This window comes from Micromonospora trifolii, assembly GCF_022229005.1.
GTDB lineage: Bacteria > Actinomycetota > Actinomycetes > Mycobacteriales > Micromonosporaceae > Micromonospora > Micromonospora trifolii.
Map to the genome: position 1 here is coordinate 140,665 of NZ_JAKKFD010000019.1, position 25,243 is coordinate 165,907.

Sequence of the window (25,243 nt, forward strand, 5' to 3'; positions counted from 1 at the left end):
CGCTGGTCGACACCGGGACCGGGCCGGGTCGACCAGCGGAACCTCAGGCCGTCAGGGGCGGTTCAGCTCGTAGACGGTGACCGAGCCGGCCACCAGCCGGACCTGGGCCAGCGCCGCCAGCTCCGCCGACATCGCACCCGCCCTGGTGTCGGCGAACAGCCACCTGACCCCGTGCTCCGTGCGGAGCCGATCCAGGTCGGCCTGGGTCGGCGCGCTGAACACCCCGTCGTTCAGTGCCAACAGCGCCGGGTCGGGGAAGCTCTGTCGGGCGTACCCGAGGTTCTCGACGCCGTGCGCGGCGACGACCGCGTCGGTGTAGCCCCAGCTCTCCACCACAGTGCGGTGCCCACCCAGGCCGGTCACCCAGAACGCACGGGCGTCGCAGTGCGGGGTGGTGCGCACCGGCCGGCAGTGCACGTTTGTGGCGACCACGTCGTCGGCGGCGGCGTTGTCGTCAAGCCACAGCGCGGCGCGCATCTCGTCGGCGGTCAGCGCGTACGGCTGCGGCCCGGTCGCCGGCACCGGCTCGGTCAGCACCGAGCGGACGGTCCCGCCCACGACGACGGCGGCGCTGGCACCGAGCATCGCCGCGGTGACCCCGGCCAGGGCGATCGTCGCCGCCCGCCGACGGCCTCCCGAGCCCGCCGCCGAAGCCGCCGGCACCGGGACGCGGCGCCGCCACAGGGCGGCCACCCCGACGGCGAGCGCGGCGGCCACCGCCACGAACAGCACGTACCGGGCGGCCGAGAGACCCAGCACCCGCAGCCACCCCTCGACCGTCGAGGTGGTGGGGGTGCCGGGACGGCTGATCCTCGGCACGGCGAGGCCCACCACAGTGCCGGCCGTGGCGAGCCCCGCCAGCGCGCCGGCCACGGCCGGCACCACCAGCGCCGGCCAGGGCGCTCGGGCCTGGGCGAGGGACCAGGTGGTCAGCACGACGCCGACCGGGATGACGCCCATCCAGAAGTAGATCTGACTGATCGACGGGTGCTGGAACACCCAGGTGGTGGCCGCGCCGGCCAGGACCGTGCCGGCGAGCAGCCAGACGGCCGGGTCGGCCCGGTGCCCACCGTCGACGAGCAGGCTCATGCCCACCCACCGGGGCGTCTGACCGAGCACCCACCAGGCGACAACGGCGAACGCCAGCAGCCACCCGACGAGGCCACCGTCGTTGATGCCCGGTGGCAGCGGAGCGCTCGGCCAGATTCCGTCACCGGTTCCGAGGGTCTCCGAGTACGGGGCGATGAAGTGCAGCAACGCCAACGCCTGCACGCGCAGCGTGGAGGCCCCACCACCGGCGAACAACCGGAAGCCGAGCGCCATCGCCGCCACGAGGCAGACCAGCGCCAGCAGGGCCGGTCGCGGAGCCTGCCGCTTCCGCCACCAGAACACGACGGCGGTGAGACCCAGGCCGGCGATCACCGGCGGCAACGCACTGGACTTCGCCCCCGCACAGACCAGCCCGAGCGCCGGAACCAGCGGCCAGGCCCGACCGAGGGAACGCCCCCGGACCACGTCGACGATGAGCCCGGCGAGCAGCAGCAACGGCACCAGCACGTACGTCTGGGAGGGGCTGCCGTACGACAGCGGCATCTCGCCGGTCGCCCCCACCGGAGAACCGAGCGTGACCCCCGCTCCGATGAAGGCGGCGAGGGCTGCCACCGGACCGGCCCAGACGGCCCCACTCAGGTCGCGGGCGAGCCCGGCCGCGAGCAGCACCGCGGTACCGATCACGGGCACCAGCCAGAGCCGCAGCAGCACCACTGCCGGCGGAACTCCGGTGATCATGCTGCCGCTGGCGATGTGCGCGTCGGACAGGTAGTGATAGCGCAGGGCCTCCCCGGCGACGTGCGGCAACTCGAACGGCATCGCCCGGGTCAGCTCCTGCACCAGACCCAGGTGGTAGAGCACGTCCTGGTAGTAACCGCCGTACACGGGAGGCAGCGGGACCATCCGCCACTGGGTGTATCCCCAGGCGAGCACCACCAGCAGCGCAGCGCCCATCCCCCAGTGCCAGGCCAGTGGCAGCGGACGGCGCTCGCCTACCCGCCAGTGCCGGCGCAGCCCGGGGACGGCCACGAACGCGACGAGAACGGGCAACGGCCACCACCGCAGCACTGACTGCTGACCGGTCGCGGCGGCCAACGCCCAGGCGATGATCTCCAGCAGCAGACCGGTGGCCGCGCCGTAGCCGAGATCCTCCGGGAGGTTGCCCCGGCTGCCGCGCAGCGCGCGGTGCACCAGGGTCCCGGGGAGCACCAACGCGAGGACCCAGTACGCCGAGAACCGCGCGAGGTCCGGGGTGGGCACGCTGCCGCGGGACCAGACCACGAGCAGCGCGGCGATCACGAGCACCCACGGGAGCGTGCTGAGGACCGGCACGAGAGCGTTCCGGCGCGACGTCGGGGCCGGAGCGTCGATCCGCTCGGCCAACAGGGTGTCAGCCACGGATGCCGACCACCGAATCGAAGCTCGGCGTACGGGAGAGGTCATCGCCGCGGGTGACCGGCTCCGCGCCCGGGGCCTCGTCCCGGGAGTCGAACCCGATGTGGAACGCGGGCCGGTTCTGCACTGTGGCGTAGATCCGGCCGACGTACTCGCCCAGCAGGCCGAGGCAGACCAGCTGCACCCCACTGAGCAGCAGTACCGCGACGAACATCGAGGTCCAGCCGGGGATGGTGGTGCCCGAGACGTGGGCGGCCATGCCGAACACGATCAGCGCGAGGCAGAGCAGGAAGCTCGACATCCCCAGCCAGGTGGCCAGGCGCAGTGGCGAGGCGGAGAAGTTCGCAGTGCTCTCCCAGGCCAGGGCCACCATCCGGCGCAGCGGGTACTTCGTCTCGCCGGCGGCGCGGGCCTCGCGGTCGTAGCGCACCTCGGCGCTGGGGAACCCGAGTGACGGCACCAGCAGCCGGTAGACAGGGGAGCGTTCGGGCAACCGGCGCAGGACCTCGATCACGTCCCGGCTGAGCAACCGGAAGTCGCCGGCCTGCGCGGGCAGGTCGACGCCGACGAGCCGGCGCATCGCCCAGTAGTAGCCACGGGCGCTGTTGCGCTTGAAGACCGTGTCGGTGCTGCGGTCGGCGCGAACGCCGTAGACGACATCGACCCCGTCCTCGCGGGCCACGCGGAGCATCTCGGCGATGGTCTCCGGCGGATCCTGGAGATCGGCGTCCAGGCTGACCACCCACTGGCCGACGGCCCGGTGCAGGCCGGCTGTCAACGCCGCCTGGTGGCCGCTGTTGCGCCGCAGCCGGAGCACCCGCAGTTGCGGCCAGTCCCGGCCGTGGTCGAAGAGCACCGACACTGTGTCGTCCCGGCTGCCGTCGTCGACGGCGACCACCTCGTAGTCGACGCCGAGCGCGTCGAGCACCGGCCGCAGCCGGGCGACGAGTGCCGGAATGACAGCTGTCTCATTGAACATCGGGATGACCACCGACAGGGTGGTCGTCCGTGGAACGACGGACTCCATGGTGATACGGCCCCGTTCCGCACGCAGGAGTGATCGAAACGCGCCAGAGGCGCGGCAACGATCACGTTCGCGTGGTAAACCCTCTGCCAGCGGGACAACTCCTGAACGGCCCGTTAACGCCTGCTGGCGGTCACCCCGGTAAGGGACGATCTCGTATTCAGCGCTCCAGGATGGCTGTCACGCTGTGCCGGCTATCCACTCCCAGGCCGGACCTGCTGGTGGTAATTCAGCTCGTGCAGGTGACCGCCCTTGATCAGGACTGACACCTCGACCGGCTGCCCGTGCACCGAGCGAACCACCCGAAACTGGCGGATCACCGGCACCTGTGGTGGCAACGACAGGAGTTCCAGCTCTTGGGTGGTCGGCATGCGGACGGACAGTCGGTCGCTGCGCCGGCTGTGGACAGGAGTGGCCGTGCCCAGACCGTCGGCGCCGGCTGCTCATCGAGTACGCGGACGACCGGCTTTCGCTGGCGTTCTACCTGGGCCTGCGCCTGGCGGACGCGGCAGCCGACCTGCCTGGCCTCCCCGCCGACAGCCTGCACGCCCGCTTCCTCGGCTGGGCCCGGTTCCGCCCATCGCGATCGGTCCCGGGTGGACATCAACACCGTGGCGTATAACGCCCTCGCCGATCTTGCAGTTTCGGTAGTCGATAAGCACGACATGCCCCCTATGCCGCGACAGAAAGTGCAAGATCGCGGAGGAGTGTGGGCCCGCTGTGTCAGCGCTCCAGGATGGCTGTCACACCCTGGCCGCCCGCCGCGCAGATGGAAATCAGCCCGCGCCCGCTGCCCCGCTCGGCGAGCAGCTTGGCCAGGGTGGCCACGATCCGCCCGCCGGTGGCGGCGAACGGATGCCCGGCGGCCAGCGACGAGCCGTTGACGTTGAGCCGGTCGGTGTCGATCGCGCCCAGCGGCGCGTCCAGGCCGAGCCGGTCCTTGGCGAACTCGGGCGACTCCCAGGCGGCGAGGGTGGCCAGCACCTGCGACGCGAACGCCTCATGGATCTCGTAGTAGTCGAAGTCCTGCAACGTCAGCCCGGCACGGGCCAGCATCCGGGGCACCGCGTACGCGGGTGCCATCAGCAGCCCCTCGTCGCCGTGCACGAAGTCCACCGCCGCCGTCTCCGACCAGCTGAACCAGGCCAGCACGGGCAGGTGGTGCGCCGCCGCCCACTCCTCGCTGGCCAGCAGCACAGTGGACGCGCCGTCGGTCAGGGGTGACGAGTTGCCGGCCGTCATGGTGGCCTGCTCGGCGTCCGGGCCGCGGTTGCCGAAGACCGGCTTCAGCGAGGCGAGCTTCTCCAGGCTGCTGTCCGGGCGGAGGTTCTGATCCCGGGTGAGCCCCAGGTACGGCGTCATCAGGTCGTCGAAGAAACCCCTGTCGTACGCGGCGGCGAGTCGCTGGTGTGAGCGCAGCGCCAGCTCGTCCTGGGATCGCCTGTCGATCTGCCAGCGCAGGGCGGTGCGGGCGGCGTGGTCGCCCATGGACAGGCCGGTACGCGGCTCGGCGTTGCGCGGGATCTCCGGCTTGAACGGCTGGAGCGGGCGCAGCTTCGCCGCGATCTTGAGCCGTTCGCCCAGCGTGCGGGCCGAGTTGAGCTTGAGCAGCGTGCGGCGCATCTCCTCGTTGACGGCGAGCGGGGCGTCGGAGGTGGTGTCGACACCACCGGCGATGCCCACGTCGAGCTGACCGAGGGCGATCTTGTTGGCGACCAGGATGGCCGCCTCCAGGCCGGTGCCGCAGGCCTGCTGGATGTCGTACGCCGGGGTGTGCGGATCGAGCCGGGAGCCGAGGACCACCTCGCGGGTGAGGTTGAAGTCGCGGGAGTGCTTGAGCACCGCCCCGGTGACCACTTCGCCGATGCGCTGCCCGGCCAGCCCGTAGCGGGCGATCAGGCCGTCGAGCGCCGCGCCGAGCAGGTCGGCGTTCGACGCGTCCGCGTAGCGGGAGTTGGAACGGGCGAAGGGGATGCGGTTGCCCCCGATGACCGCGACCCGCCGGGTGCTCTGCACGATCCGCCTCCTCGACATGTGTTGCTCGAACCCTACTCGCCAGTAGGCTACGCCCATGACCGACAGGTACGCGAGCTTCGTCCAATCGGCCGCCGGCCGCGCGCTGGTCAAGCGCCTCGGGCTGCCCGACCCGCCCCGACTGCGCCGGCACCACCCCGGCGACCCGCTGCTGCCCGGCCCGGCCCTGCTCGGCGCGGCCACCGGCGGCCGGCTCGCCGAGCCGATCGCCAGGATCCTGACCGCCGCCGGGGTCGAGCTGGCTGACCCGACCGCCACCACCCCGCAGCGGTACGGGGCACTGCTCTTCGACGCCACCGGGATCGTCGACTCGACCGACCTGCGCCAGCTCTACGACTTCTTCCACCCGCAGGCCCGGGCCGTGCTGCCCAGCGGCCGGGTGATTGTGCTGGGCACAGCACCGCAGGAGTGCCCGACACCCCGCGAGGCGACCGCCCAGCGCGCCCTCGAAGGGCTGGTCCGCAGCATCGGCAAGGAGTTCGGCCGGGGCACCACCGCGCAGCTCGTCTACGTGAGCGGTGACGCGGCGGACGATCCGGCCCACTCCGCTGGCACGATCACGAGCCTCGAATCGACAGTCCGGTTCCTGCTGTCCGGCCGGTCCGCGTACGTGTCGGGGCAGGTCATCCGGGTCGGCCCCGGCGCGGCGAGCGTCCCGGCCGACTGGGACCGCCCGCTGGACGGGCAGGTCGTGCTGGTCACCGGCGCCGCGCGGGGCATCGGCGCGGCGCTGGCGAAGGTTCTCGCCCGGGACGGCGCGCAGGTGGTGGCCCTGGACATCCCGGCCGCCGGTGACGCGCTCGCCGCGGTGGCCAACGACATCGGCGGCACCGCCGTCCAACTCGACCTGACCGCGCCGGACGCGCCGACCCGACTCGCCGAGCACCTGGCCAGCCGGTACGGCCGGGTCGACGTGGTGGTGCACAACGCCGGCATCACCCGGGACAAGACGCTCGGCCGGATGGACGCCGACCGGTGGGACCAGGTGATCGACGTCAACCTGTCCAGCCAGGAGCGGATCAACGACGTACTGCTGGCGCGGGAGCTGATCCCGGCCGGCGGGCGGATCATCTCGGTCTCGTCGATCGCCGGTATCGCCGGCAACCGGGGGCAGACCAACTACGCCACCAGCAAGGCCGGCGTGATCGGGCTGGTCGACTCACTCGCACCGGCCCTGCAAAAGCACGGGATCAGCGTCAACGCGGTGGCCCCCGGCTTCATCGAGACCCGGCTGACCGCGCGCATCCCGCTGGTGGTTCGCGAGGCGGGCCGGCGGATGAACAGCCTGGCCCAGGGCGGGCTGCCGGTCGACGTGGCCGAGACGATCGGCTGGCTGGCCTGGCCGGCCAGCGGCGCGGTGAGCGGAAACGTGGTCCGGGTCTGCGGCCAGAGCCTGCTGGGGGCGTGATGGGCGTGATGCCGGAGTCGGGCAGCCGTACCCGTGTCGAACTGGCAGGGATGCCGGCGGCCGGGGCGCTGCACCGACGGGCGTTGCTCGGGGCGCTACCGGGCCTCGGCGGTGGGCGGCGCGGGCCCGACCTGCCTGCGGTCGAGTTGACAGTGGGCGGGGTGAACGTCGACCGGGCGCAGTTGGCCGACTACGACCGGGTCTGCGGGTTCCGGCTCAGCGATCGACTGCCCGCGACGTTCCCGCACGTCATGGGCTTTCCGCTGGCCCTGCGCCTGATGACCGCGCCGGACTTCCCCATCCCGCTGATCGGCCTGGTGCACGTCGGCAACCGGATCACCACGCACCGCCCGATCACCGCCGACGAAACCCTCGACTTCACCACGTACGCGGAGAACCTGCGTCCCCACGACCGCGGGCGGCAGGTGGACGTGGTGCTCATCGGCTCGGTCGCCGGGGTGGAGGTGTGGCGCGGCGTCTCGACGTACCTCGGTCGGGAGCGCAAGCCGGGCGGGCGCGACCCGGGCGAACGGCCCGCCGCGCCGACGGCCACCGCCCGCTGGCGTGTGGAACCGCGCGTCGGTACGGAGTACGCGCGGGTCTCCGGCGACCACAACCCGATCCACACCTCCCGACTCGGGGCGCGGCTGTTCGGCTTCCGCCGACCGATCGCGCACGGCATGTGGAGCAAGGCGCGCTGCCTGGCCGCGCTGGAGGCCCGGCTGCCGGACGCGTACACAGTCGAGGTCGCCTTCAAGCTGCCGATTCCGCTGCCGAGCACCGTGAGCTTCGCGCTCCTGCCCGACGGCGGGTTCGCAGTGCACGACTCGCGCGGCCGACCGCACCTGACGGGTCTCGTGCGCTGAGCGCACCGGCTGGCTTAGCGCGCTGAGCGCACTCGGCGGTGTCGTGCGCTGACTCGACCCTTGGCAGGCGCGCACTTCTGCGCTAAGTTGTTCTCACAGCGAGATGTTCTCAGAATGAGAGAGACGTGATGAACGAGCAGGAGTTCCTGGCCGCGTACGACCCTCGGGCCTACCCGTCGGTCGCCGTGACAGTCGACGTGGTGGCGCTGACCATCCGCGACGGCGCACTGCACCTGCTGCTGATCCGGCGTGGCGAGGCACCCTTCGCCGGGCACTGGGCGCTGCCCGGGGGTTTCGTCCGCCCCGACGAGGACCTGACCGCCGGCGCCCGACGGGAGCTGGCCGAGGAGACCGGGCTCGGCGGCGAGGCGCTGCGCCGCGTACACCTGGAGCAGTTGGGCAGCTATGGCGCTCCCGACCGTGACCCGCGCATGCGGGTCGTCTCGATCGCCCACCTCGCGTTCGCACCCGACCTGCCGAACCCGGCCGCCGGCAGCGACGCCGACGAGGCGATCTGGCTGCCGGTGACAGCGTTGACCAGCCGACAGCTCGCCTTCGACCACGGCCGGATCATCGACGACGCGTTGGAACGGGCCCGGTCCAAGCTGGAGTACACCCCGCTCGCCACCCGCTTCCTCACCGCCGAGTTCACGATCAGCGAGTTGCGTGCCGTCTACGAGACGGTCTGGGGGCACCCGCTGCACGCCGGCAACTTCCACCGCAAGGTGCTCTCCGTGCCGGGCTTCGTGGAGAGCACCGGCACCAGCACCGAGCGCGGTGGGGCCCGAGGCGGCCCGCGCGCCCGGCTCTACCGGGCCGGCGACGCCCGCCTGCTGCACCCGGCGCTGCTGCGCCCCGCCCACGAGGAGACGGTGCGGTGAGGGCCGCGGAGGCCATCCGCCTGGTCGCGGCCGCCCGCACCGACGCGGACCTGTTCGGCGCCGACCGGCCGGCCCACCGCTACCGCGAGCTGGTCGCGGCCCTGCACCCCGACCGCCTGCCGACCGACCCGGCGGTACGCGCCGAAGCCCTCGACGCGTTCATCCACGTCACCACCAGGTGGCAGGCACGGCAGTTCACAGTCCTCGGCGACTACCGGCTCGGCGCGCCGGTCCACTCGGGTGACCTGGCCGACCTCTACGACGTCGGCGACGACCGGCTGCTCAAGCTCCCCCGACGGCCCACCGACAACGACCTGATGGCCCGCGAGGCGCACGCCCTGCGCACCATCGCCGAGCACGGCGACCCGCGCTACCTGCCGTACGTGCCCCGGCTCGTCGACGAGTTCCGGCACCGCGACGCCAGCACCGGCGCGGAGCGGCGGATCAACGTACTCGCCACCGCACCCGGCCTGCACGACCTCGACGAGGTGCGGCGCGCGTACCCCGACGGGTTGGACGCCCGGGACGTGGCCTGGATGTGGCGGCGGCTGCTGGTGGTGCTCGGCCTGGCCCATCGGGCGGGCGTGGTGCACGGCGCGGTACTGCCCCGACACGTGCTGATCGAGCCGGACGCCCACGGCGTGGTGCTGATCGACTGGTGCTTCTCCGCGACCGTCGGGAGCACGATCCCCGCGGTCGTGCCAGGCCACGGCTGGGACCCGGAGGAGGTCCTCAAGAAGCAGCAGTGCGGGCCGGGCACCGACATCGCGATGGCCAGCCACTGCATGAGCTGGCTGATGGGGGCACGTGCACCCCGCGAGCTGCACACCTTCGCGCAGGGTTGCCGGCAACGTTCCCTGGACGCCCGGCCCGACGACGCCTGGCGCCTGCTGCGCGAACTCGACCAGGTGCTGGACCGGCTCTACGGGCCACGCACCTTCCGACCCTTCACCCTCACCCCGTAAGGAGCTGTCATGGGCAGTGGAATCTGGTCCACCGACGTGTACGACGCCGCCGACCGCTACCGCCGGTCCACCGGCAAGAGCGCCTTCTCCTACAGCGACAGCGGGGCGCGCACAGTGCACCCCGCGCTCGACCCCAGGGACACGACCCGCGAGAGCCGCGACTCCGACGAGCACCCCCGGTCGACGCCCGTCGCTGTGCTCTTCGACGTGACCGGCTCGATGCGCACTGTGCCGCGGGTCCTCCAGACCAAGCTGCCGCAGCTGCTCGGGCTGCTGCAACGGCAGGGCTACGCCAGCGACCCGCAGATCATGTTCGGTGCCATCGGCGACGCCACCTGCGACCGGGTGCCGTTGCAGGTGGGCCAGTTCGAGTCGGACAACCGGATGGACGACGACCTCGGCCGGATCGTGCTGGAAGGCGGTGGCGGCGGGCAGATGAGCGAGTCGTACGAGCTGGCCATGTACTTCATGGCCCGGCACACAGTCACCGACAACTGGGAGAAGCGCGGCCGGCGCGGCTACCTGTTCATCATCGGCGACGAGTTGGCGTACCAGCGGGTGAAGGCCCGGGAGGTGGCCGGCCTGATCGGGGACGACCTCTCCGAGGACGTGCCGCTGCGGCAGGTCGTCGACGAGGTGACCCGCCGCTGGGACACCTACTACCTGCTCCCCGCCGGCAGCCACTACGCCGGCAACGCCACGGTGCTCGACTTCTGGCGGGACCTGCTCGGGCAGAACGCCGTAGTGCTCGACGACCTCGACGCGGTCTGCGAGACCATCGCGCTCACCATCGGCCTCGGCGAACAGGCCATCAACCTGGACGAGGGCCTGCGCGACCTGGACCGCGCCGGATCCGGAGCCACCGGGACCGTGTCGAAGGCGCTGGCCCGCCTCGGCCGGGACCGGCGGGCCGAGGTGTCGACCCTGCCGGCGTTCCGCGACACCGCCAGCGGGGTGACCCGGCTGTGAACCACGTGGCGGTGGTCGACCTCGGCTACGGCGACGCCGGCAAGGGCACCGTCGTGGACTGGCTCTGCGCCACCCGTCAGGTGCACACGGTGGTCCGCTTCAACGGGGGCGCGCAGGCGGCACACAACGTCGTGCTGCGCGACGGGCGGCACCACACGTTCGCGCAGTTCGGGGCCGGCACGTTCCATCCCGGTGTGCGTACGCACCTGTCCCGGCACGTGGTGGTGGACCCGTTGGCGTTGGCCGCCGAGGCCGACCACCTCGCCACTGTCGGGGTGCCCGACGCGCTCGACCGGCTGACCGTCGACGGGGACGCGCTGCTCGCCACCCCGTACCACCGGGCCGCCAACCGGGCCCGCGAGATCGCCCGGGGAGCCGACCGGCACGGCTCCTGCGGGCTGGGGGTGGGCGAGGCCGTCGCGTACGGTCTCGCCCACCCCGACGACGCGCCCAGGGTCGCCGACTGCCACCACCCGGCACTGCTGCGCCGCAGGCTGACCGCCCTGCGGGACCGGCTGACCGCCGAGCTGGGCCCGCTGGACGCGCCACCGATCGAGGACTGCCTGCCCGCGTTCACCGGGTTCGCCGGGCGGGTCGCCATCGTCGACGGCAGGTGGCTCGCCGGGGCGCTGCGCACCGGTACCTGCGTCTTCGAGGGCGCGCAGGGGGTGCTGCTCGACGAGTGGCACGGCTTCCACCCGTACACCACCTGGAGCACCACCACGTTCGCCAACGTCGACAGCCTGCTCGCCGAGGCGGGCCGGCCCGGCGACGTGACCCGGATCGGGGTGCTCCGCGTGGTCACCACCCGGCACGGGCACGGCCCGCTGGTGACCGAGGACCCGAGCCTGCCGTTCGTCGACGCGCACAACGCCACGAACCCGTGGCAGGGCCGGTTCCGGTTCGGCCACTTCGACGCGGTCGCCCACCGGTACGCCCTCGCCGCGGCCGGCGGCGTGGACGGCCTGGCGTTGACCCACCTCGACGTGGCCGGCCCCGACCTGCGGATCTGCCGCCGCTACGACACCACCGACCGGCTCACCCCGGGCCCGCCCGGTGACCTGGACCGACAGGCCGCGCTCACCGCCCGTCTGCTGCGCTCCCGCCCGGTGTACGACGAACCGCCGACGGACTGGGCCGAGGCGGTACGCGTGGAGCTGAACACCCCGGTGGTGCTCACCTCCCACGGCCCCACCGCCGACGACAAGACCCCGCACGGATCGCTGCTAGCCCCAGGGGCCCTGGCCCGAACGGCCTGACAACACCCCACCCCAACCTCGTCGATCTTGCACTTTCGGCCGTCGGTCGGACACAAGGTGCAAGACCGGCGCGGGGAGAGGTGGGGGTGATCCAGCGGCTTCGGCCACCGGGCGGGTCGCACCCGGCGAGCATGGGGGCATGGACGCCCTGCTCGACCTCCTCCGTGGGACGGTCACGTCGCCGTGGGTCTACCTGGTGATCTTCGGGCTCACCGCGGTCGACGCGTTCTTCCCCGCGGTGCCGGGCGAGGCGGCGGTGATCACCGCCGGGGTGCTCTCGGCGAGCGGGGGGCACCCCAGCCTCACCCTGGTGATCGTGAGCGCCGCCATCGGCGCGCTGGTCGGCGACCACGTCTCGTACGCCATCGGGCAGGGCGGGGGCGCCCGCCGACTGGCCCGCCTCCCCGACGGCAGCCGTCGGCGGGCCAGCTCCGAGTGGGCCCGCCGGGCCGTGGACCGGCGCGGCGGAATCATTCTGACCACCAGCCGGTACGTGCCGGGCGGGCGGACGGCCGTCACCCTCACCATGGGCGCGGTGCGCTATCCCCGCCGGTCATTCCTGTTGTACGACAGCATCGGCGCGGTCACCTGGGCGCTGTACTGCGGGCTGCTCGGCTACTTCGGCGGGCTGGCCTTCGAACGTGACCCGGTCAAGGGCGTGCTGGTCGGCGTCGGGCTCTCGCTGATCGTCACGTTCGGGCTGGAGGGGATCCGGTGGCTACGCCGCCGGGCCCGCCGACACGCCTCCTCCCGGGACTGACCCGGGTCGGGTCGTCGGAACAGGTCACAGCAGGTCGGCGTCGTGCACCAGGATGGCCACCTGCACCCGGTTGCCGGCGTGGAGTTTCGCCAGCGCGCGGCTGACGTGAGCCTTGACGGTTGCCTCGCTCATCGTCAGCCGCCGGGCGATCTCCGCGTTGCCATGCCCGCGCGCCACCTCCCGGACGATCGCCAGCTCCCGCTCGGTCAGCGGTGCGAGCCGCTCACGGGCCGCGTCCCGGCGGGCCGGACCACGCTCGGCGAACGAGCTGATCAGGCGCCGGGTCACCGTCGGGGCGAGCATCGCGTTACCGGCGGCCACAGTACGAACGGCGGCGGCCAACTCGCGGGGCGGGGTGTCCTTGAGTAGGAAGCCGACAGCGCCGGCCCGCAGCGCCCGGTGCACGTACTCGTCGAGGTCGAAGGTGGTCAACATGATCACCTTCGGGCCGGCGGCGACCACGTCGGGCGCGACGGTCAGCCCGTCGATGCCCGGCATCCGCACGTCGAGCAGCACCACGTCGGGGCGTAACCGCTGGGCCTGCTCCAACGCGCCGGCGCCGTCCGCCGCCTCACCGACGACTGTGATGTCCTCCGCCGCCTCGAGGATCAGCCGCAGCCCGGCGCGGACCAGCTGCTCGTCGTCGACCACCACCACCCGGATCACGCCGCACCCGCCAGCGGGATCAGGGCCCGGACCAGGAAGCCGCCGTCCACCGGAGTCGCCTCCAACCGTCCGCCGAGCAGCTCTACCCGCTCCCGCAGCCCGAGCAACCCCTGCCCGGCACCGGGCAGCGCCGACCCGCCCTCGGACGGGCCGTTGCGGACCAGCACCTCCAGCCCATCGGGCAGATAGCGCAGGCAGACCGTCGTCTCGGCGTCGGCCGCGTGCTTGCGCACGTTGGTCAGCGCCTCACGGACCACCCGGTACGCGGTACGCCCCAGCGTCGCGGGTAGCGCCGTTGGCACGCCCTCGTCCTGCCGGGACACCCGCAGCCCGGCGGCACGGGACTCCCCGATCAACTCGTCCAACGTGTCGAGCCCTCGCTCCGGTGTCACGACCGGGCCGGCCTGGCGCAGCACACCCAGCACCTCGCGCAGGTCGGTGAGCGCCTGCCGGCCGGTCGTCCGGATCAGCGCCGCGGCCTCGACGGTCGCCGGGTCCACGGCGGTCACCTCCAGCGCCCCGGCGTGCACCACCATCAGCGAGACCCGGTGTGCCACCACGTCGTGCATCTCCCGGGCGATCCGGGTCCGCTCCTCGGCACGGACCCGGTCGGCGCGGGCCTCCTGCTCGCGTTCCAGCCGCTCGGCCCGGTCCCGCAGAGCGGCGAGCGTGTCCTGGCGGGCCCGCACCCAGAGGCCGAAGACCAGCGGAAGCCCCACCAGACAGGCGGCGAGCAGCAACACGTTGCCGGTGGTGGCGGTGGTGATCCGGCGTGTGCCACCCACCGCCAGCCCGACCAGCACCCCGCCCGTCAGCACCAGGGCCACCCCGGCGAGGTATCCGGCGACTTGGCGACCGCGCAACCGCAGACCCGCCTGGTACGAGGCCAGCACCCCGGCAGCCGCCGCGGCGAGCACCAACCAGCCGACGGCCGCGGCCAGGAACAACGGCCAACGGCGGGTCCGGACCGTGCCGGCTGCCCACGCAGAGCCCGCTGCGATCAGCAGCACGGCCGCGCCCGGCAGCGGTGAACGGACCCCGATGTCACCGGTCGCGCTGGCCACCACGGCCGCGGCGACCAGGACGGCGAGCAGCGGCGGGGCGTACCGATGGACGACCCGTCGGACGGCGACGGCGCTGGAGGCCACGCAGCGAGCCTAGGGCCCTTTGGGCGCAAGGGGCCGTCCCGCGCCCCGGGACCCGGGTGAGCTGGGGGATGACCCCTACCCGCCGTCCGGGCCGGCCGCTACCTAAGTAGTGCCGCCCACCTGACCACTGGCCGATGTCGGAAGCCGCCGCCCCGACCAGCATCGGGATCATGGATCTGCTCGACCTGCTGCACGACACGATGTCCTCACCCTGGGTGTACCTGGCGATCTTCGCGATCGCGGTGCTCGACGGCTTCTTCCCGGTGGTGCCGAGCGAGACTGCGGTGATCACCGCAGGGGTGTTCGCGGCCTCCGGAGCGCCGTACCTGCCGGCGGTGATCCTGGTGGCCGCCGCCGGGGCGCTGGTCGGTGACCACATCTCGTACGCCATCGGGCGGGGTGGCGGCACCCGCCTGCTCGACCGGCTGCCGCCCGACGGTCGACGCCGAGCCGCCATCGACCGGGCCCGTCGGGGGATCTCCACCCGGGGCGGTCTGATCCTCACAGTGGCCCGCTACATTCCGGGCGGTCGGACCGCTGTCACACTCACCATGGGTGCGGTGCGGTATCCCCGGCGACGGTTCCTGGCCTTCGACGCGCTGGCCGCCAGCTCGTGGGGGCTCTACTCCGCGCTGGTCGGCTATGTCGGAGGGCTGGCCTTCGAGCAGGACCCGCTGCGTGGCCTCCTGCTCGGTCTGGGCCTCGCCCTGACGGTGACTGTCGTCGTCGAGGTGGTCCGCTGGCTCCGCAACCGCCGCCGCGCGGCGCGGGCCGGCGAGCCGGGCACCGAGGCTCTCTCCGCCGGGGCGGTCAGTCGACCGGCGGACGCCAGGTGACGCCGTGCAGCAGTTGGGCGGCACCGAGCCAGGCCACGTTCATCATCCGGGTGGCAGTCTTCTCCGGGTCGGCGTCCGGGTGGTCCGCGAGCCAGTCGGCCAACGACTCGGTCGCGCCGACCAGGGCGTACGCGACGACCTCCAGGTCGATGGCGGCGATCTCGCGGCCCTCGGCGCGCAGCGCGTGGTCGAGCATTCCGGCGACCACCTCGACCAGCCGGGCCCGCATGGTGGCCAGCTCGCCGGCGAACGGCTGCTCGCCCCGGGCCTGCCGGTAGAGCACCGCCCAACCGTCCCGGTAGGCGCCCACGAAGCCGAAGAACGCCCTCAGCCCACGCCAGAGCCGCTCGTCGGCCGGCAGGTCGGGGGCCGCCGCCCCGGCGATGGCCTGCATCATCCGGGTGCCCTCCCGGTGCAGGCAGGCGACGAAGAGCTCCTCCTTGGTGCCGAGGTACGCGTACACCATGGGTTTGGAGATGCCGGCGTCCTCGGCGATCTCGTCCATGCTGGCGGCGTGGAAGCCACGTCGGGAGAAGACCTTGACTGCCGCGTCGAGCATCTGCTGCTCGCGGACGGCGCGAGGCAGGCGCTTGAAGGCGGGGACGCTGGACACCTTGCGAGCATACCTACTCGTGCGTAGGGTTACGCGCGAGTAGCCAATCTTCCGGAAGGCGCACCTGATGACTGACTTCGACCCGGCCACCTTCGCCAACGTGGGCCCCAAGGAGTTCGCCCAGCTGGTCAAGTCCACCCCGGACGACAAGATCGCCCAGGTGATGTCCGGCGACCTGCGCGACAAGGTCCTGGGCGAGGTGTTCGGCCGGATGCCGTCGCTGTTCCGCGCGGACCGGGCCGGTTCCACCAACGCGGTCATCCACTGGGTCGTCACCGGTCGCCCCGACGGCGGCAGCGACACCTACGAGGTGGTCATCGCCGACGGCACCTGCGTCGTGAACGAGCCCCCGCAGCACGACCCGAAGCTGAGCCTCACCATGGGCCCGGTCGAGTTCCTGAAGATCGTCTCCGGTGGCGCCAACCCGGTGATGATGTTCATGACCGGCAAGTTGAAGGCGAAGGGCGACCTCGGCCTCGCCGCCAACATCGCCAACCTGTTCGACATCCCCAAGGCCTGACATGGCTGAGTTCTCGCTCGACCTGAACGAGGAACAGCGGGATCTACGCGACTGGGTGCACGGCTTCGCCGCCGAGGTCGTGCGCCCGGCCGCCGCCGAGTGGGACGAGCGCGAGGACACCCCGTGGCCGGTGATCCAGGAAGCCGCCAAGGTCGGCCTCTACGGCTTCGAGTTCCTCGCCACCTGCTGGGCCGACCCGACCGGGCTCTCCCTGCCGATCGCCAGCGAAGAACTCTTCTGGGGTGACGCCGGCATCGGCATGAGCATCTTCGGCACGTCGCTCGCCGTCGCCGCCATCTACGGCGCCGGCACCCCCGACCAGATGGTCGAGTGGGTGCCGCAGTGCTTCGGCGACGTGGACTCGCCGGCCGTCGCCGCCTTCTGCACCAGCGAGCCCGAAGCCGGCTCCGATGTCGGCGCGATGCGCACCCGGGCCAACTACGACGAGGCCAGCGACGAGTGGGTGCTCACCGGCCAGAAGGCGTACGCCACAAACGGCGGAATCGCCGGAGTACACGTGGTCACCGCCTCCGTCGACCCCGCGCTCGGCTCCCGGGGCCAGGCGGCGTTCGTCGTACCCCCGGGCACCCCCGGCCTGGCCGCCACCCGCAAGCTGCGCAAACTCGGCCTCCGCGCGTCACACACCGCTGATGTCTTCCTCGACGGGGTACGCGTCCCCGGCCGCTGCCTGCTCGGCGGACGGGAAGCCCTGCTGGAACGCCTGGACCGGGCCCGCTCCGGTCAGCGGGCCACCGGACAGGCCGCGATGCGCACCTTCGAGCTGTCCCGACCCACCGTCGGCGCCCAGGCGCTCGGCGTGGCACGGGCCGCCTACGAGTACGCCCTCGACTACGCGAAGGACCGCGTCCAGTTCGGACGCCCAATCATCGAGAACCAGGCTGTCGCGTTCGCGCTGGCCGACATGCGGATGGAGATCGACGCGGCGCGGCTGCTGGTCTGGCGGGCCTCGTGGATGGGCCGCAACAACCGCCCGTTCACCGCCGGCGAAGGGTCGATGTCCAAGCTCAAGGCCGGCGAGGTGGCCGTGTCGGTCACCGAGAAGGCAGTGCAACTGCTCGGCGGAGCCGGCTTCCTGCGTGACCACCCGGTCGAGCGCTGGTACCGGGACGCCAAGATCTACACCATCTTCGAGGGCACCTCGGAAATCCAACGACTGGTCATCTCCCGGGCGATCTCCGGGATGCAGATCCGCTGACCGCCGTCGGCCCAGCCCCTTCTCCACGGGGTCGGGCCGACGGTGGCCCGGATCCCACGATCTGTGCCGTCTTTGTCACCCCACGCCGACGCCAACTGGGCCTTCAGCCGCGCCCAGTGCATGATCAAGGAAAGAAGCCCTGATGGACGGGCCGGCGACAGCCCCGTCCGCGCACCACCCCGAGGAGGTCTGCGGCATGGACCTGCCGTTCATCGTTGCCACGCTGACCCGTCGCGGGCTGCTCACCCCCGGCAGCCCGGTCCGGGTCGCCTCGCAGCTCAACGCGTTGCGGACGTGGGGGTGGAGCCTGGCAGGCGAGCTACGCCAAGCAGCCGCCCGGGACCCGGGCCGTCCCGCCGTCATCGACGAGAACGGCGTCGAGCTGACCTACCACGACCTGCTCGACCGGGCCGAACGGATGGCCCGCTCGATGCGGGCCGGGCTCGGCGTACAGGCCGGCGACCGGATCGGCGTGCTCTGCCGCAACCACCACGGGCTGATCGAGACGATCGTCGCCGCCACCCTGCTCGGCGTCGACGCGGTACTGGTCAACACCGGGCTCAGCGCCGCCCAACTGGGCACCGTCGCCGAGGAGCAGCGGCTGCGGCTCCTCGTGCACGACGACGAGTTCGCCGAGCGGGTCCTCGGCCTCCCCGCCGAACTGCCCCGGCTCGACGAACGCGCCCGTGAGGAGTTGGTGGCCGGGGCACTGCCGGGTGACCTGCACCCGCCCGAGCGCGACGGCCGGATCATCGTGCTCACCTCCGGCACCACCGGCACGCCCAAGGGCGCTCGCCGACCGACGCCCAGCGGCTTCGGCCCACTGGTGTCCATCATCGACCGCATCCCCCTGCACGCCCGGGACCGGGTGATGATCGCCGCGCCGATCTTCCACACCTGGGGATTCGCCGCCCTCCAGGTCTGCCTGGCACTACGGGCCACCATCGTGCTGCACCGCCGCTTCGACCCGGCCGCCACGCTCGCCGCCCTGAGCGCGCAGCGGTGCGACGCGCTCTTCGCCGTACCGGTGATGATGCAGCGACTGCTGGAGGTGCCCCCGCCGGACCCGCGCCCCCCGCTCAAAGTCGTCGCGGTCAGCGGCTCGGCCCTGCCCGGCGGGCTGGCCCCGAAATTCATGGACGTCTACGGCGACGTCCTCTACAACCTCTACGGCTCCACCGAGGTCTCCTGGGCCTCCATCGCCGGCCCGCAGGACCTGCGTCAGGCACCCACCACAGCTGGTCGTCCGCCGCACGGCACCCGGCTGGAACTGCTCGACGAGGACGGCCAGGCCGTACCGGACGGACGGGTCGGGCGGATCTTCGTCGGCAACGAGATGCTCTTCGAGGGTTACACCTCCGGTGCCAACCGGGAAACCCGCGACGGCCTGCTCGACACCGGTGACCTCGGCCGGCTGAACGCCGACGGGCTGCTCTTCGTCGACGGCCGAGCCGACGACATGATCGTCTCCGGCGGCGAGAACGTCTTCCCGTCCGAGGTGGAGGACCTGCTCGCGCAACTACCGCAGGTCCGCGAGGCGGCCGTGATCGGCGTGCCCGACCCCGAGTACGGCCAGCGCCTCTCCGCGTTCCTCGCCCTGCACCCCGGCGAGACCCTCGACCCCGAGGCGGTCCGCGAGTACGTCCGGCACTTCCTCGCCCGGTTCAGCGTCCCCCGGGACGTGATCTTCGTGAAGTACCTGCCCCGCAACGCCACCGGCAAGGTGCTCACCCGAGAACTGCGCCGCTACTACGGCTGACGGTCGCTCACGGGTACAGGTTGAAACCCGGCCACCGGCCAAAGGTCACCAACTGGTCCTCGGTCAGCAACATCTCGTCCAGTGACGCACCGGGCTGAACCAGGCTGACCCCCACCGCCGTCCCGTCGGGGCGCAGCACCGTCGCAGAGCGGCGGCTGGTGCCCGCCGCCGCGTCGACCTCGGTGCCCAACGCCATCTGGGTGCCGTCCGGGAGCTGAGCTGTTGAGCAATCTTTCGTCGAATCCATCGCCAACGTGCATCCAGCTACCGCCCCGAGGGCCGGACTCAGCCCGATGACCAGATCGCCACGATCACCGCCCCGGGACAGCTGGATCGGCACGGACACCCGCGACCAGTGCCGGAGCAACTTGACCAGCGTCGCCGACACCAGATCGTCGGCCGTGTGCCAGTCACCGCTGAGCAGGTACGCCGTGCGGCGCAACGGCTCCAGCCGCGCACCGACGTAGTCGCGGTAACCCTCGACATCGACCGGCATTCCGGCCACCCCCTCGTCTCACCGGTCAAACGGCGGTGGAACGGCCGGGGGTTGCCCGAGTTCAGCCGGGAATCGTGATCCGATCCTCGATCGCGGCGGCGGCGATGTCGGTGCGGTGCTGCGAGCCGGCCAGCTCCACCCCGTCCACCAGCGCGTACGCGGCGTCCCGCGCGGCAGTCAGGTCGGCGCCGGTGGCCGTACCGCAGAGGACCCGGCCGCCGGCGGAGAGCAACGCGCCGTCGCTGGCCCGGCGGGCGGTGCCCGCGTGGATGATGCCCGGACCGTCCGCGCCGGTGATCACGTCGCCGGTGCGCGGGGCCACCGGGTAGCCCGCCGAGGCGACCACAACGGTCACGGCGCTGCCGTCGCGCCACCGCAGCGGCGGGTGCTCGGCCAACGAGCCGGTGGCCGCCGCGTGCAGCAGCCCACCCAGCGGGGTTTCCAGCAACGCGAGCACCACCTGGGTCTCCGGGTCGCCGAAGCGCGCGTTGAACTCGATCACCCGAGGGCCGGCGGCGGTAATCGCCAGCCCCACGTAGAGCAGGCCGGCGAACGGGGTGCCCCGGCGACGCATCTCCGCGAGCGTCGGGTGGACCACATCGCGCATCACGTCGTCGACCAGGCCGGACGGGGTCCAGGCCAGCGGCGCGTACGCCCCCATGCCACCGGTGTTCGGCCCGGTGTCGCCGTCGCCGAGCCGCTTGAAGTCCTGTGCCGGCACCAACGGCAGCGCCGCCTCGCCGTCGGTGACCACGAAGAGGCTGACCTCCGGGCCGTCGAGGAACTCCTCGACCACGACACGTCCACACTCGTTGGCGTGCGCCAGCGCGGCGGCCCGGTCGTCGGTCACCACCACTCCCTTGCCGGCGGCGAGACCGTCGTCCTTCACCACGTACGGCGCGCCGAACTCGTCCAGCGCCCGAGCGGTGCTCTCCTCGTCCGTGCAGACGTACGCCCGGGCGGTCGGCACGCCGGCGGCGGTCATCACGTCCTTGGCGAACGCCTTGGAACCCTCCAACTGCGCGGCAGCACCGGATGGACCGAACACGGCGATGCCCTTGGCGCGTACCGCATCGGCGACCCCGGCGACCAGAGGCGCCTCGGGGCCGACCACCACCAGGTCGGCCGCCACCTCCACTGCCAACGCGGCCACCGCGGCCGGGTCTGTCGGAGCGACAGTCCGCAGCTCAGCCACGCCAGCGATCCCCGGATTACCCGGCGCCGCAACGAGCGCGGAAACCCCCGAATCCGCTACCAGCCCAAGCGCAAGCGCATGCTCCCGCCCGCCACCACCCACCAAGAGAACCCGCACGCCCGAGATCCTACTGTCCCCCACCACCCCACCGTTGATCATGAGGTTGACGGGCCATTTGGTGATCCACCGGCTCGCCAACCTCATGATCGACGGACATGAAGGGCTGCGCGGACCGTGTGGGGGATGTAGGTGGGGTGGAGGGTGTCCTGCCAGGTGAAACGGAGGATGGTCCAGCCGGCGTTGACCAGGCGGTTCTGGCGACGGCGGTCGGCGTAGGCGGCCTCCGGAGTGCCATGCGCGTCTCGGCCGTCCGCTTCGGCGATCAACCTTCGGCCGCGCCAGCCCAGGTCGCCAATGCCGAGCAGATAGCCGTCATCGTCACGAACCTCCAACTGCAGCGTGTCCGGTGGAACTCCCCCGTCAACGCATCGCAGTCGAGAACGGGTCTCCAGAGGCGACTGCGCTCGGCCATCCGCCTCAGCGAGATAGCCGCGTGCTGCGACCGCACCGCGTCGACCTCGAATCAGCGCTGGAATGGTTGTTAGGCATTCGGGCGTGACTAGCCCTCGATTGAGGGCGGAATCGAGCACCGAGACCGCCGCGTAGCGGCACTCTCGCAGGATTATCTCGGAAACGGTCAGCCGTGGTTCCGTAGCCGCGATCCCGTTCACCTTCGCGACCGCACCCAGAGGGTGTTCGAGCTGGTGCAGCACGATCGCGGGGTCCGACACCCGTGCCAGCCTTGCCGCCCTGCCCGGCAGCGCCACATGGATCTCGTCCCGACGCGGCAGCCCGGCGATGCCGTACAACTCAGCCGCGGTGCCGAACACCGCATGAGCCGCCGGGCCCAGCGAGAGCACGGCAGCACGAATGCGGCACCGGCGAGCAGGCGGGTCACCGTCCGGGCCGCGCGTCAGATAGACCGCTCGAGCAAGTGGCCGCCAACGGCCGACAGCCAGCAGATGATCGATGTCGTGCCGGCTGAAGCCGGCTCTCAGCGCCTGCGCTCGGGTGATCAGGTCATCCTGTCGGGCAGCAACCGAGCGAACAAATTCTGCGCGATCCACAAGCCCACGCTGACTGCTCCACCAACCAACCACCAGCCCTGTGGATAACCCTGTGGACAAGGGCGCCCATCATCCCAGTGATCATGGGGTTAGCGGGACTGCTGTAGATCGAACAGCCCGTCAACCCCATGATCACCGAGACGAAGCGGAGCGCGGGGCGGCGCGAGACAGGTGGGTTAGGGGAGTAGGGGGTGGAGGACCACGTTTTCTTCTCGGCCTGGGCCTACCCCTACGACGCTCACCTTCGTGTTGCAGAGTTCTTCGACCCTCGCGATGTAGCGGCGGGCGTTCTCCGGGAGGTCGTCGATGGTGCGGGCCTTGGTGATGTCCTCCCACCAGCCGTCGAGTTCCTCGAAGACGGGCTTGGCGTGGTGGAAGTCCGTCTGGCTCATCGGCATGTCGTCGACCCGGACGCCGTTGATCTCGTAGCCGACGCAGATCGGCACCTTGGGCAGGCCGGTGAGCACGTCCAGCTTGGTGATGACCAGGTCGGTGACGCCGTTGAGGCGGCAGGCGTACCGGGCGACGACAGCGTCGAACCACCCGCACCGGCGCTCCCGCCCGGTGGTGGTGCCGTACTCCGCGCCGATCTTGCGCAGGTGGTCACCGTTGGCGTCGAACAGCTCGGTCGGGAACGGCCCGGCACCCACCCGCGTGGTGTACGCCTTGCTCACCGCGATGACCTTGTTGATCGCGGTCGGCGGGATGCCAGCGCCCACGCAGGCGCCGCCGGCGGTCGGGTTGGACGAGGTCACGAAGGGGTACGTGCCGTGGTCCATGTCGAGCATGGTGGCCTGGGCACCCTCCAGCAGCACCGTCTCGCCCCGGTCCAGGGCGTCCCAGAGCATCGCCCGGGTCTCCGCGATGTACGGCTTGAGCCGCTCCGCGTACGCCAGGTACTCCTCGACGGTGGCCTCGAGGTCGATCGCCTTGCGGTTGTAGACCTTGAACAGGATCTGGTTCTTCTCGCGCAGCGCGAGTTCCAGCTTCTTGCGCAGGATACCCGGGTCGAGCAGGTCCTGGAGGCGGATGCCGATCCGGGCGACCTTGTCCCCGTACGCCGGGCCGATGCCGCGGCCGGTGGTGCCGATCCGGGACGAGCCGAGGTAGCGCTCGATGACCCGGTCCAGCGCCCGGTGGTGCGGCATGATCAGGTGCGCGTCACCGGAGATCCGCAGCCGGGACACGTCGACGCCGCGCTCCGCCAGGCCGTCGATCTCGGCGAGCAGCACCTTCGGGTCGACCACCACACCGTTGCCGATGACGATCATCGCGTTCGGTGAGAGCGCGCCGGACGGCATCAGGTGCAGCGCGTACTTCTGGCCGTCCGGGGTGATCACGGTGTGCCCGGCGTTGTTGCCGCCGGAGTAGCGCACGACGTAGTCGACCCGCTCACCCAGCAGGTCGGTAACCTTGCCCTTGCCCTCGTCGCCCCACTGAGCGCCGATGAGCACGATCGCTGGCATCTTTTCCGCCTCCAGAAGGCTCGGGTGCCAGGTGGCGACCGCTCGGCGAGCCCGGGGTGTCAGGTTAACAAGTAGTGACGGCGCGGCCGGCAGGGGTTCGCGTCGAGAGGCAGGAGGCTCCTTCCGTGTACGACGTGGTGCTGCTCACCCTCGGTTCGGAGCGGGACGCTCCCGGGGGCTGTGGCAGCGGAGGGGCCTGCTGCGGCGGCGCGACCGGGGCCGACACCGCCTCGACGAGCCAGACCGACACCGGCCAGGCCAACACCGACCAGACCAACAGCGACCAGGCCAACAACGACCAGGCCGATACCGAGCAGTGCACGACGGAGCGGCCACGGGTGCCGGTGCTGGCGTGCGCCGACGCGCTGAACGCCCGGGGCGCCCGGGTGGAGACGGTCACCGCCCGCTCCGACGCGGAGATCGACGCGGTGTTGGCCCGGCTCGACGGCCCGGCCCGCCCGGACGGCCTCACCTGGCCGGACCCGGACAGCAAGATCCGGCTGGTCGTCGCCACGGCCAGCGACGGGCAGTTGCGCGCCGTGCTGCGCCGGCTGGTCAAGCGGTACGCCCCGGCGCCGAGCAAGCGCCCGGCGGATCTGCCCGGCAACCGGACCCTGCCCGACCTGCCGCCGGTGGCCGTACTCCCGCTCGACCCGGCTCGTGGCGGCACCCACCGGGACCTGGCCGCGCAGCTCGGGCTGCCCCGCGACCCGGCGGCGGTGGCCGCCGCGGTGCTGGACGGCACGCCACGCCGGCTGGACCTGCTGCGCAACGACGGCGGCTCGGTGACCCTGGACGGCGCGCTCCTCGGCGCGGCCGACGACGCCGGCCGGCCACTGCACTGGCGGGCCCGGGTGGAGGTCGACGACACCATCCTCACCGACGGTGCGGAACCGCTGATGGCCTGCGCGGTTGGCAACGCCGGTGGGTACGCGACTCTCAACGACGTGACGCTGCTGACCGCGCCGGACCCGGCCGACGGCCAGGTCGAGGTCGCGGTGGCCGTGCCGGTGGTCGTCCGCTCGGCGTGGGGGCGCAAGCGGGTACGCCTCGAAGTTCGGCGGGCCCGTGGGCGGGCGGTGTCGGTGCTGCCCAGGGAGGGCAAGGTGCCGTACCTCGACGATGGTGTCGAGGGCGAGCTGACCCGTAAGCGTTCCTGGTGGGTCGAGCCGGGCGCCTGGGCGGTCTGGTCGATCTGACTCGACCGCACCGACCAGCCGACCTGCCTGCACCGATCGGCCCTGTTGGGCGATTGGGCCTATCCTCGCAGGAGGACTGGGGAGGGCCGTAATGGACGAGAACGCCGACCGGGCGCAGGTGCCCGGCCAGCAGCCGGTGCCGGAGCGGGACGTCGAACCACTCTGGCCACCAGATCCGGGCGACCGGGGCGCGGTGCCGCCGTGGGCTGCGGTCGCCGAGCAGCGGGGTGGGCCGTCGTCGGTCACGCCACCGGTCACGCCACCGGTGGCCGCGCCACCGACGGGGCGACCGCCGGTCCCCGGCCAGCCCGGCGCCGCGGCCCAGTCGCCGCCCTCGCCGTCGGACTACCCGTCGCTCACCGGCGCCGTCCCGGCGCCCGGGGGGTGGGGG

At 72.1% G+C, this 25,243-nt stretch carries 22 protein-coding genes and 2 pseudogenes; 13 read left to right on the top strand and 11 right to left on the bottom strand.

Annotation, left to right across the window (positions count from 1 at the left end):
- Positions 1 to 51: 51 nt before the first annotated feature.
- The 4 genes and pseudogenes from NIE79_RS12850 to NIE79_RS12870 form a co-directional block, all read right to left on the bottom strand.
- A complete protein-coding gene (locus tag NIE79_RS12850) occupies positions 52 to 2,448 on the bottom strand; it encodes a hypothetical protein (RefSeq protein WP_238678757.1) in 2,397 nt (798 codons plus the stop codon).
- The gene (locus NIE79_RS12855) at positions 2,441 to 3,472 is read right to left on the bottom strand and encodes a glycosyltransferase family 2 protein (RefSeq protein WP_238678758.1); all 1,032 of its coding nucleotides are present in this window, start codon (positions 3,470 to 3,472) and stop codon (positions 2,441 to 2,443) included. Before NIE79_RS12855 ends, NIE79_RS12850 begins: the two co-directional genes overlap by 8 nt.
- A gap of 191 nt (positions 3,473 to 3,663) precedes the next feature.
- Positions 3,664 to 3,858, bottom strand: a pseudogene (locus NIE79_RS12860) (GntR family transcriptional regulator); the annotation flags it as partial.
- A gap of 334 nt (positions 3,859 to 4,192) precedes the next feature.
- On the bottom strand, positions 4,193 to 5,485 hold the full coding sequence (locus NIE79_RS12870; RefSeq protein WP_238678761.1) for an acetyl-CoA C-acetyltransferase: 1,293 nt from the start codon (positions 5,483 to 5,485) through the stop codon (positions 4,193 to 4,195).
- A gap of 55 nt (positions 5,486 to 5,540) precedes the next feature.
- Here NIE79_RS12870 and NIE79_RS12875 point away from each other — a divergent pair, with 55 nt between their 5' ends.
- From NIE79_RS12875 to NIE79_RS12905, 7 genes are all read left to right on the top strand, one after another.
- Positions 5,541 to 6,911, top strand: a complete 1,371-nt coding sequence (locus NIE79_RS12875) for a 3-oxoacyl-ACP reductase (protein ID WP_238678762.1) — start codon at positions 5,541 to 5,543, stop codon at positions 6,909 to 6,911.
- The gene (locus tag NIE79_RS12880; RefSeq protein WP_238678763.1) at positions 6,911 to 7,777 is read left to right on the top strand and encodes a MaoC/PaaZ C-terminal domain-containing protein; all 867 of its coding nucleotides are present in this window, start codon (positions 6,911 to 6,913) and stop codon (positions 7,775 to 7,777) included. The genes NIE79_RS12875 and NIE79_RS12880 overlap by 1 nt, the downstream gene beginning before the upstream one ends.
- A gap of 128 nt (positions 7,778 to 7,905) precedes the next feature.
- On the top strand, positions 7,906 to 8,658 hold the full coding sequence (locus NIE79_RS12885) for an NUDIX hydrolase (protein ID WP_238678790.1): 753 nt from the start codon (positions 7,906 to 7,908) through the stop codon (positions 8,656 to 8,658).
- On the top strand, positions 8,655 to 9,623 hold the full coding sequence (locus NIE79_RS12890) for a BUD32 family EKC/KEOPS complex subunit (RefSeq protein ID WP_238678764.1): 969 nt from the start codon (positions 8,655 to 8,657) through the stop codon (positions 9,621 to 9,623). Before NIE79_RS12885 ends, NIE79_RS12890 begins: the two co-directional genes overlap by 4 nt.
- 9 nt (positions 9,624 to 9,632) lie before the next feature.
- Positions 9,633 to 10,592: a hypothetical protein gene (locus NIE79_RS12895; protein ID WP_238678765.1), complete on the top strand. Its 960-nt coding sequence runs from the start codon at positions 9,633 to 9,635 to the stop codon at positions 10,590 to 10,592.
- Entirely contained in the window at positions 10,589 to 11,851 is a 1,263-nt protein-coding gene (locus tag NIE79_RS12900) for an adenylosuccinate synthetase (protein ID WP_238678766.1), read from the top strand. The genes NIE79_RS12895 and NIE79_RS12900 overlap by 4 nt, the downstream gene beginning before the upstream one ends.
- Before the next feature lie 139 nt (positions 11,852 to 11,990).
- Entirely contained in the window at positions 11,991 to 12,611 is a 621-nt protein-coding gene (locus tag NIE79_RS12905; RefSeq protein WP_238678767.1) for a DedA family protein, read from the top strand.
- Positions 12,612 to 12,635: 24 nt separating this feature from the next.
- Here the strand turns inward: NIE79_RS12905 and NIE79_RS12910 are convergent, their stop codons facing one another.
- Positions 12,636 to 13,277, bottom strand: a complete 642-nt coding sequence (locus NIE79_RS12910; RefSeq protein ID WP_238678768.1) for a response regulator — start codon at positions 13,275 to 13,277, stop codon at positions 12,636 to 12,638.
- Positions 13,274 to 14,425 carry a sensor histidine kinase gene (locus NIE79_RS34005; RefSeq protein ID WP_238678769.1) on the bottom strand — a complete coding sequence of 384 codons (1,152 nt, stop codon included), beginning with the start codon at positions 14,423 to 14,425 and terminating at the stop codon, positions 13,274 to 13,276. The genes NIE79_RS12910 and NIE79_RS34005 overlap by 4 nt, the downstream gene beginning before the upstream one ends.
- A 170-nt stretch (positions 14,426 to 14,595) precedes the next feature.
- Here NIE79_RS34005 and NIE79_RS12920 point away from each other — a divergent pair, with 170 nt between their 5' ends.
- Positions 14,596 to 15,261: a DedA family protein gene (locus NIE79_RS12920; protein WP_274523993.1), complete on the top strand. Its 666-nt coding sequence runs from the start codon at positions 14,596 to 14,598 to the stop codon at positions 15,259 to 15,261.
- On the opposite strand, the gene NIE79_RS12925 is transcribed toward NIE79_RS12920, so the two are convergent.
- Positions 15,236 to 15,874 (bottom strand): TetR/AcrR family transcriptional regulator, encoded by a 639-nt coding sequence (locus NIE79_RS12925; protein ID WP_238678770.1) that lies wholly within the window; start codon positions 15,872 to 15,874, stop codon positions 15,236 to 15,238. The genes NIE79_RS12920 and NIE79_RS12925 overlap by 26 nt on opposite strands.
- A 67-nt stretch (positions 15,875 to 15,941) precedes the next feature.
- On the opposite strand from NIE79_RS12925, the gene NIE79_RS12930 reads away from it, so the two are divergent.
- From NIE79_RS12930 to NIE79_RS12940, 3 genes are all read left to right on the top strand, one after another.
- Positions 15,942 to 16,394, top strand: a complete 453-nt coding sequence (locus NIE79_RS12930) for an SCP2 sterol-binding domain-containing protein (RefSeq protein WP_238678771.1) — start codon at positions 15,942 to 15,944, stop codon at positions 16,392 to 16,394.
- A gap of 1 nt (position 16,395) precedes the next feature.
- Positions 16,396 to 17,610, top strand: a complete 1,215-nt coding sequence (locus NIE79_RS12935; RefSeq protein WP_238678772.1) for an acyl-CoA dehydrogenase family protein — start codon at positions 16,396 to 16,398, stop codon at positions 17,608 to 17,610.
- 196 nt (positions 17,611 to 17,806) lie between these two features.
- Complete coding sequence (locus tag NIE79_RS12940; protein ID WP_238678792.1) at positions 17,807 to 19,369, top strand: AMP-binding protein; 1,563 nt, start codon at positions 17,807 to 17,809, stop codon at positions 19,367 to 19,369.
- 7 nt (positions 19,370 to 19,376) lie between these two features.
- On the opposite strand, the gene NIE79_RS12945 is transcribed toward NIE79_RS12940, so the two are convergent.
- From NIE79_RS12945 to NIE79_RS12960, 4 genes are all read right to left on the bottom strand, one after another.
- The gene (locus NIE79_RS12945) at positions 19,377 to 19,865 is read right to left on the bottom strand and encodes a SigE family RNA polymerase sigma factor (protein ID WP_238678773.1); all 489 of its coding nucleotides are present in this window, start codon (positions 19,863 to 19,865) and stop codon (positions 19,377 to 19,379) included.
- 61 nt (positions 19,866 to 19,926) lie between these two features.
- The gene (gene purD / locus NIE79_RS12950) at positions 19,927 to 21,177 is read right to left on the bottom strand and encodes a phosphoribosylamine--glycine ligase (protein ID WP_238678774.1); all 1,251 of its coding nucleotides are present in this window, start codon (positions 21,175 to 21,177) and stop codon (positions 19,927 to 19,929) included.
- An 83-nt stretch (positions 21,178 to 21,260) separates the two neighbouring features.
- Complete coding sequence (locus NIE79_RS12955) at positions 21,261 to 22,187, bottom strand: type IV toxin-antitoxin system AbiEi family antitoxin domain-containing protein (protein ID WP_238678775.1); 927 nt, start codon at positions 22,185 to 22,187, stop codon at positions 21,261 to 21,263.
- A 176-nt stretch (positions 22,188 to 22,363) separates the two neighbouring features.
- Positions 22,364 to 23,653, bottom strand: coding sequence for an adenylosuccinate synthase (locus NIE79_RS12960; RefSeq protein ID WP_238678776.1), 1,290 nt, complete (start codon positions 23,651 to 23,653; stop codon positions 22,364 to 22,366).
- A 125-nt stretch (positions 23,654 to 23,778) separates the two neighbouring features.
- Here NIE79_RS12960 and NIE79_RS12965 point away from each other — a divergent pair, with 125 nt between their 5' ends.
- Both NIE79_RS12965 and NIE79_RS12970 read left to right on the top strand, forming a co-directional pair.
- Positions 23,779 to 24,852, top strand: a complete 1,074-nt coding sequence (locus NIE79_RS12965; protein WP_238678777.1) for a diacylglycerol kinase family protein — start codon at positions 23,779 to 23,781, stop codon at positions 24,850 to 24,852.
- A gap of 91 nt (positions 24,853 to 24,943) precedes the next feature.
- Positions 24,944 to 25,243: pseudogene (locus NIE79_RS12970) on the top strand (chromosome partitioning protein); the annotation flags it as partial.

Coding starts and splice junctions, on each gene's coding strand:
- NIE79_RS12855 (WP_238678758.1), bottom strand. CDS start 3,472: ATGGAGTCCGTCGTTCCACGGACGACCACCCTGTCGGTGGTCATCCCG.
- NIE79_RS12875 (WP_238678762.1), top strand. CDS start 5,541: ATGACCGACAGGTACGCGAGCTTCGTCCAATCGGCCGCCGGCCGCGCG.
- NIE79_RS12880 (WP_238678763.1), top strand. CDS start 6,911: ATGGGCGTGATGCCGGAGTCGGGCAGCCGTACCCGTGTCGAACTGGCA.
- NIE79_RS12885 (WP_238678790.1), top strand. CDS start 7,906: ATGAACGAGCAGGAGTTCCTGGCCGCGTACGACCCTCGGGCCTACCCG.
- NIE79_RS12895 (WP_238678765.1), top strand. CDS start 9,633: ATGGGCAGTGGAATCTGGTCCACCGACGTGTACGACGCCGCCGACCGC.
- NIE79_RS12905 (WP_238678767.1), top strand. CDS start 11,991: ATGGACGCCCTGCTCGACCTCCTCCGTGGGACGGTCACGTCGCCGTGG.
- NIE79_RS12920 (WP_274523993.1), top strand. CDS start 14,596: ATGGATCTGCTCGACCTGCTGCACGACACGATGTCCTCACCCTGGGTG.
- NIE79_RS12930 (WP_238678771.1), top strand. CDS start 15,942: ATGACTGACTTCGACCCGGCCACCTTCGCCAACGTGGGCCCCAAGGAG.
- NIE79_RS12935 (WP_238678772.1), top strand. CDS start 16,396: ATGGCTGAGTTCTCGCTCGACCTGAACGAGGAACAGCGGGATCTACGC.
- NIE79_RS12940 (WP_238678792.1), top strand. CDS start 17,807: ATGGACCTGCCGTTCATCGTTGCCACGCTGACCCGTCGCGGGCTGCTC.
- NIE79_RS12945 (WP_238678773.1), bottom strand. CDS start 19,865: ATGCCGGTCGATGTCGAGGGTTACCGCGACTACGTCGGTGCGCGGCTG.
- NIE79_RS12960 (WP_238678776.1), bottom strand. CDS start 23,653: ATGCCAGCGATCGTGCTCATCGGCGCTCAGTGGGGCGACGAGGGCAAG.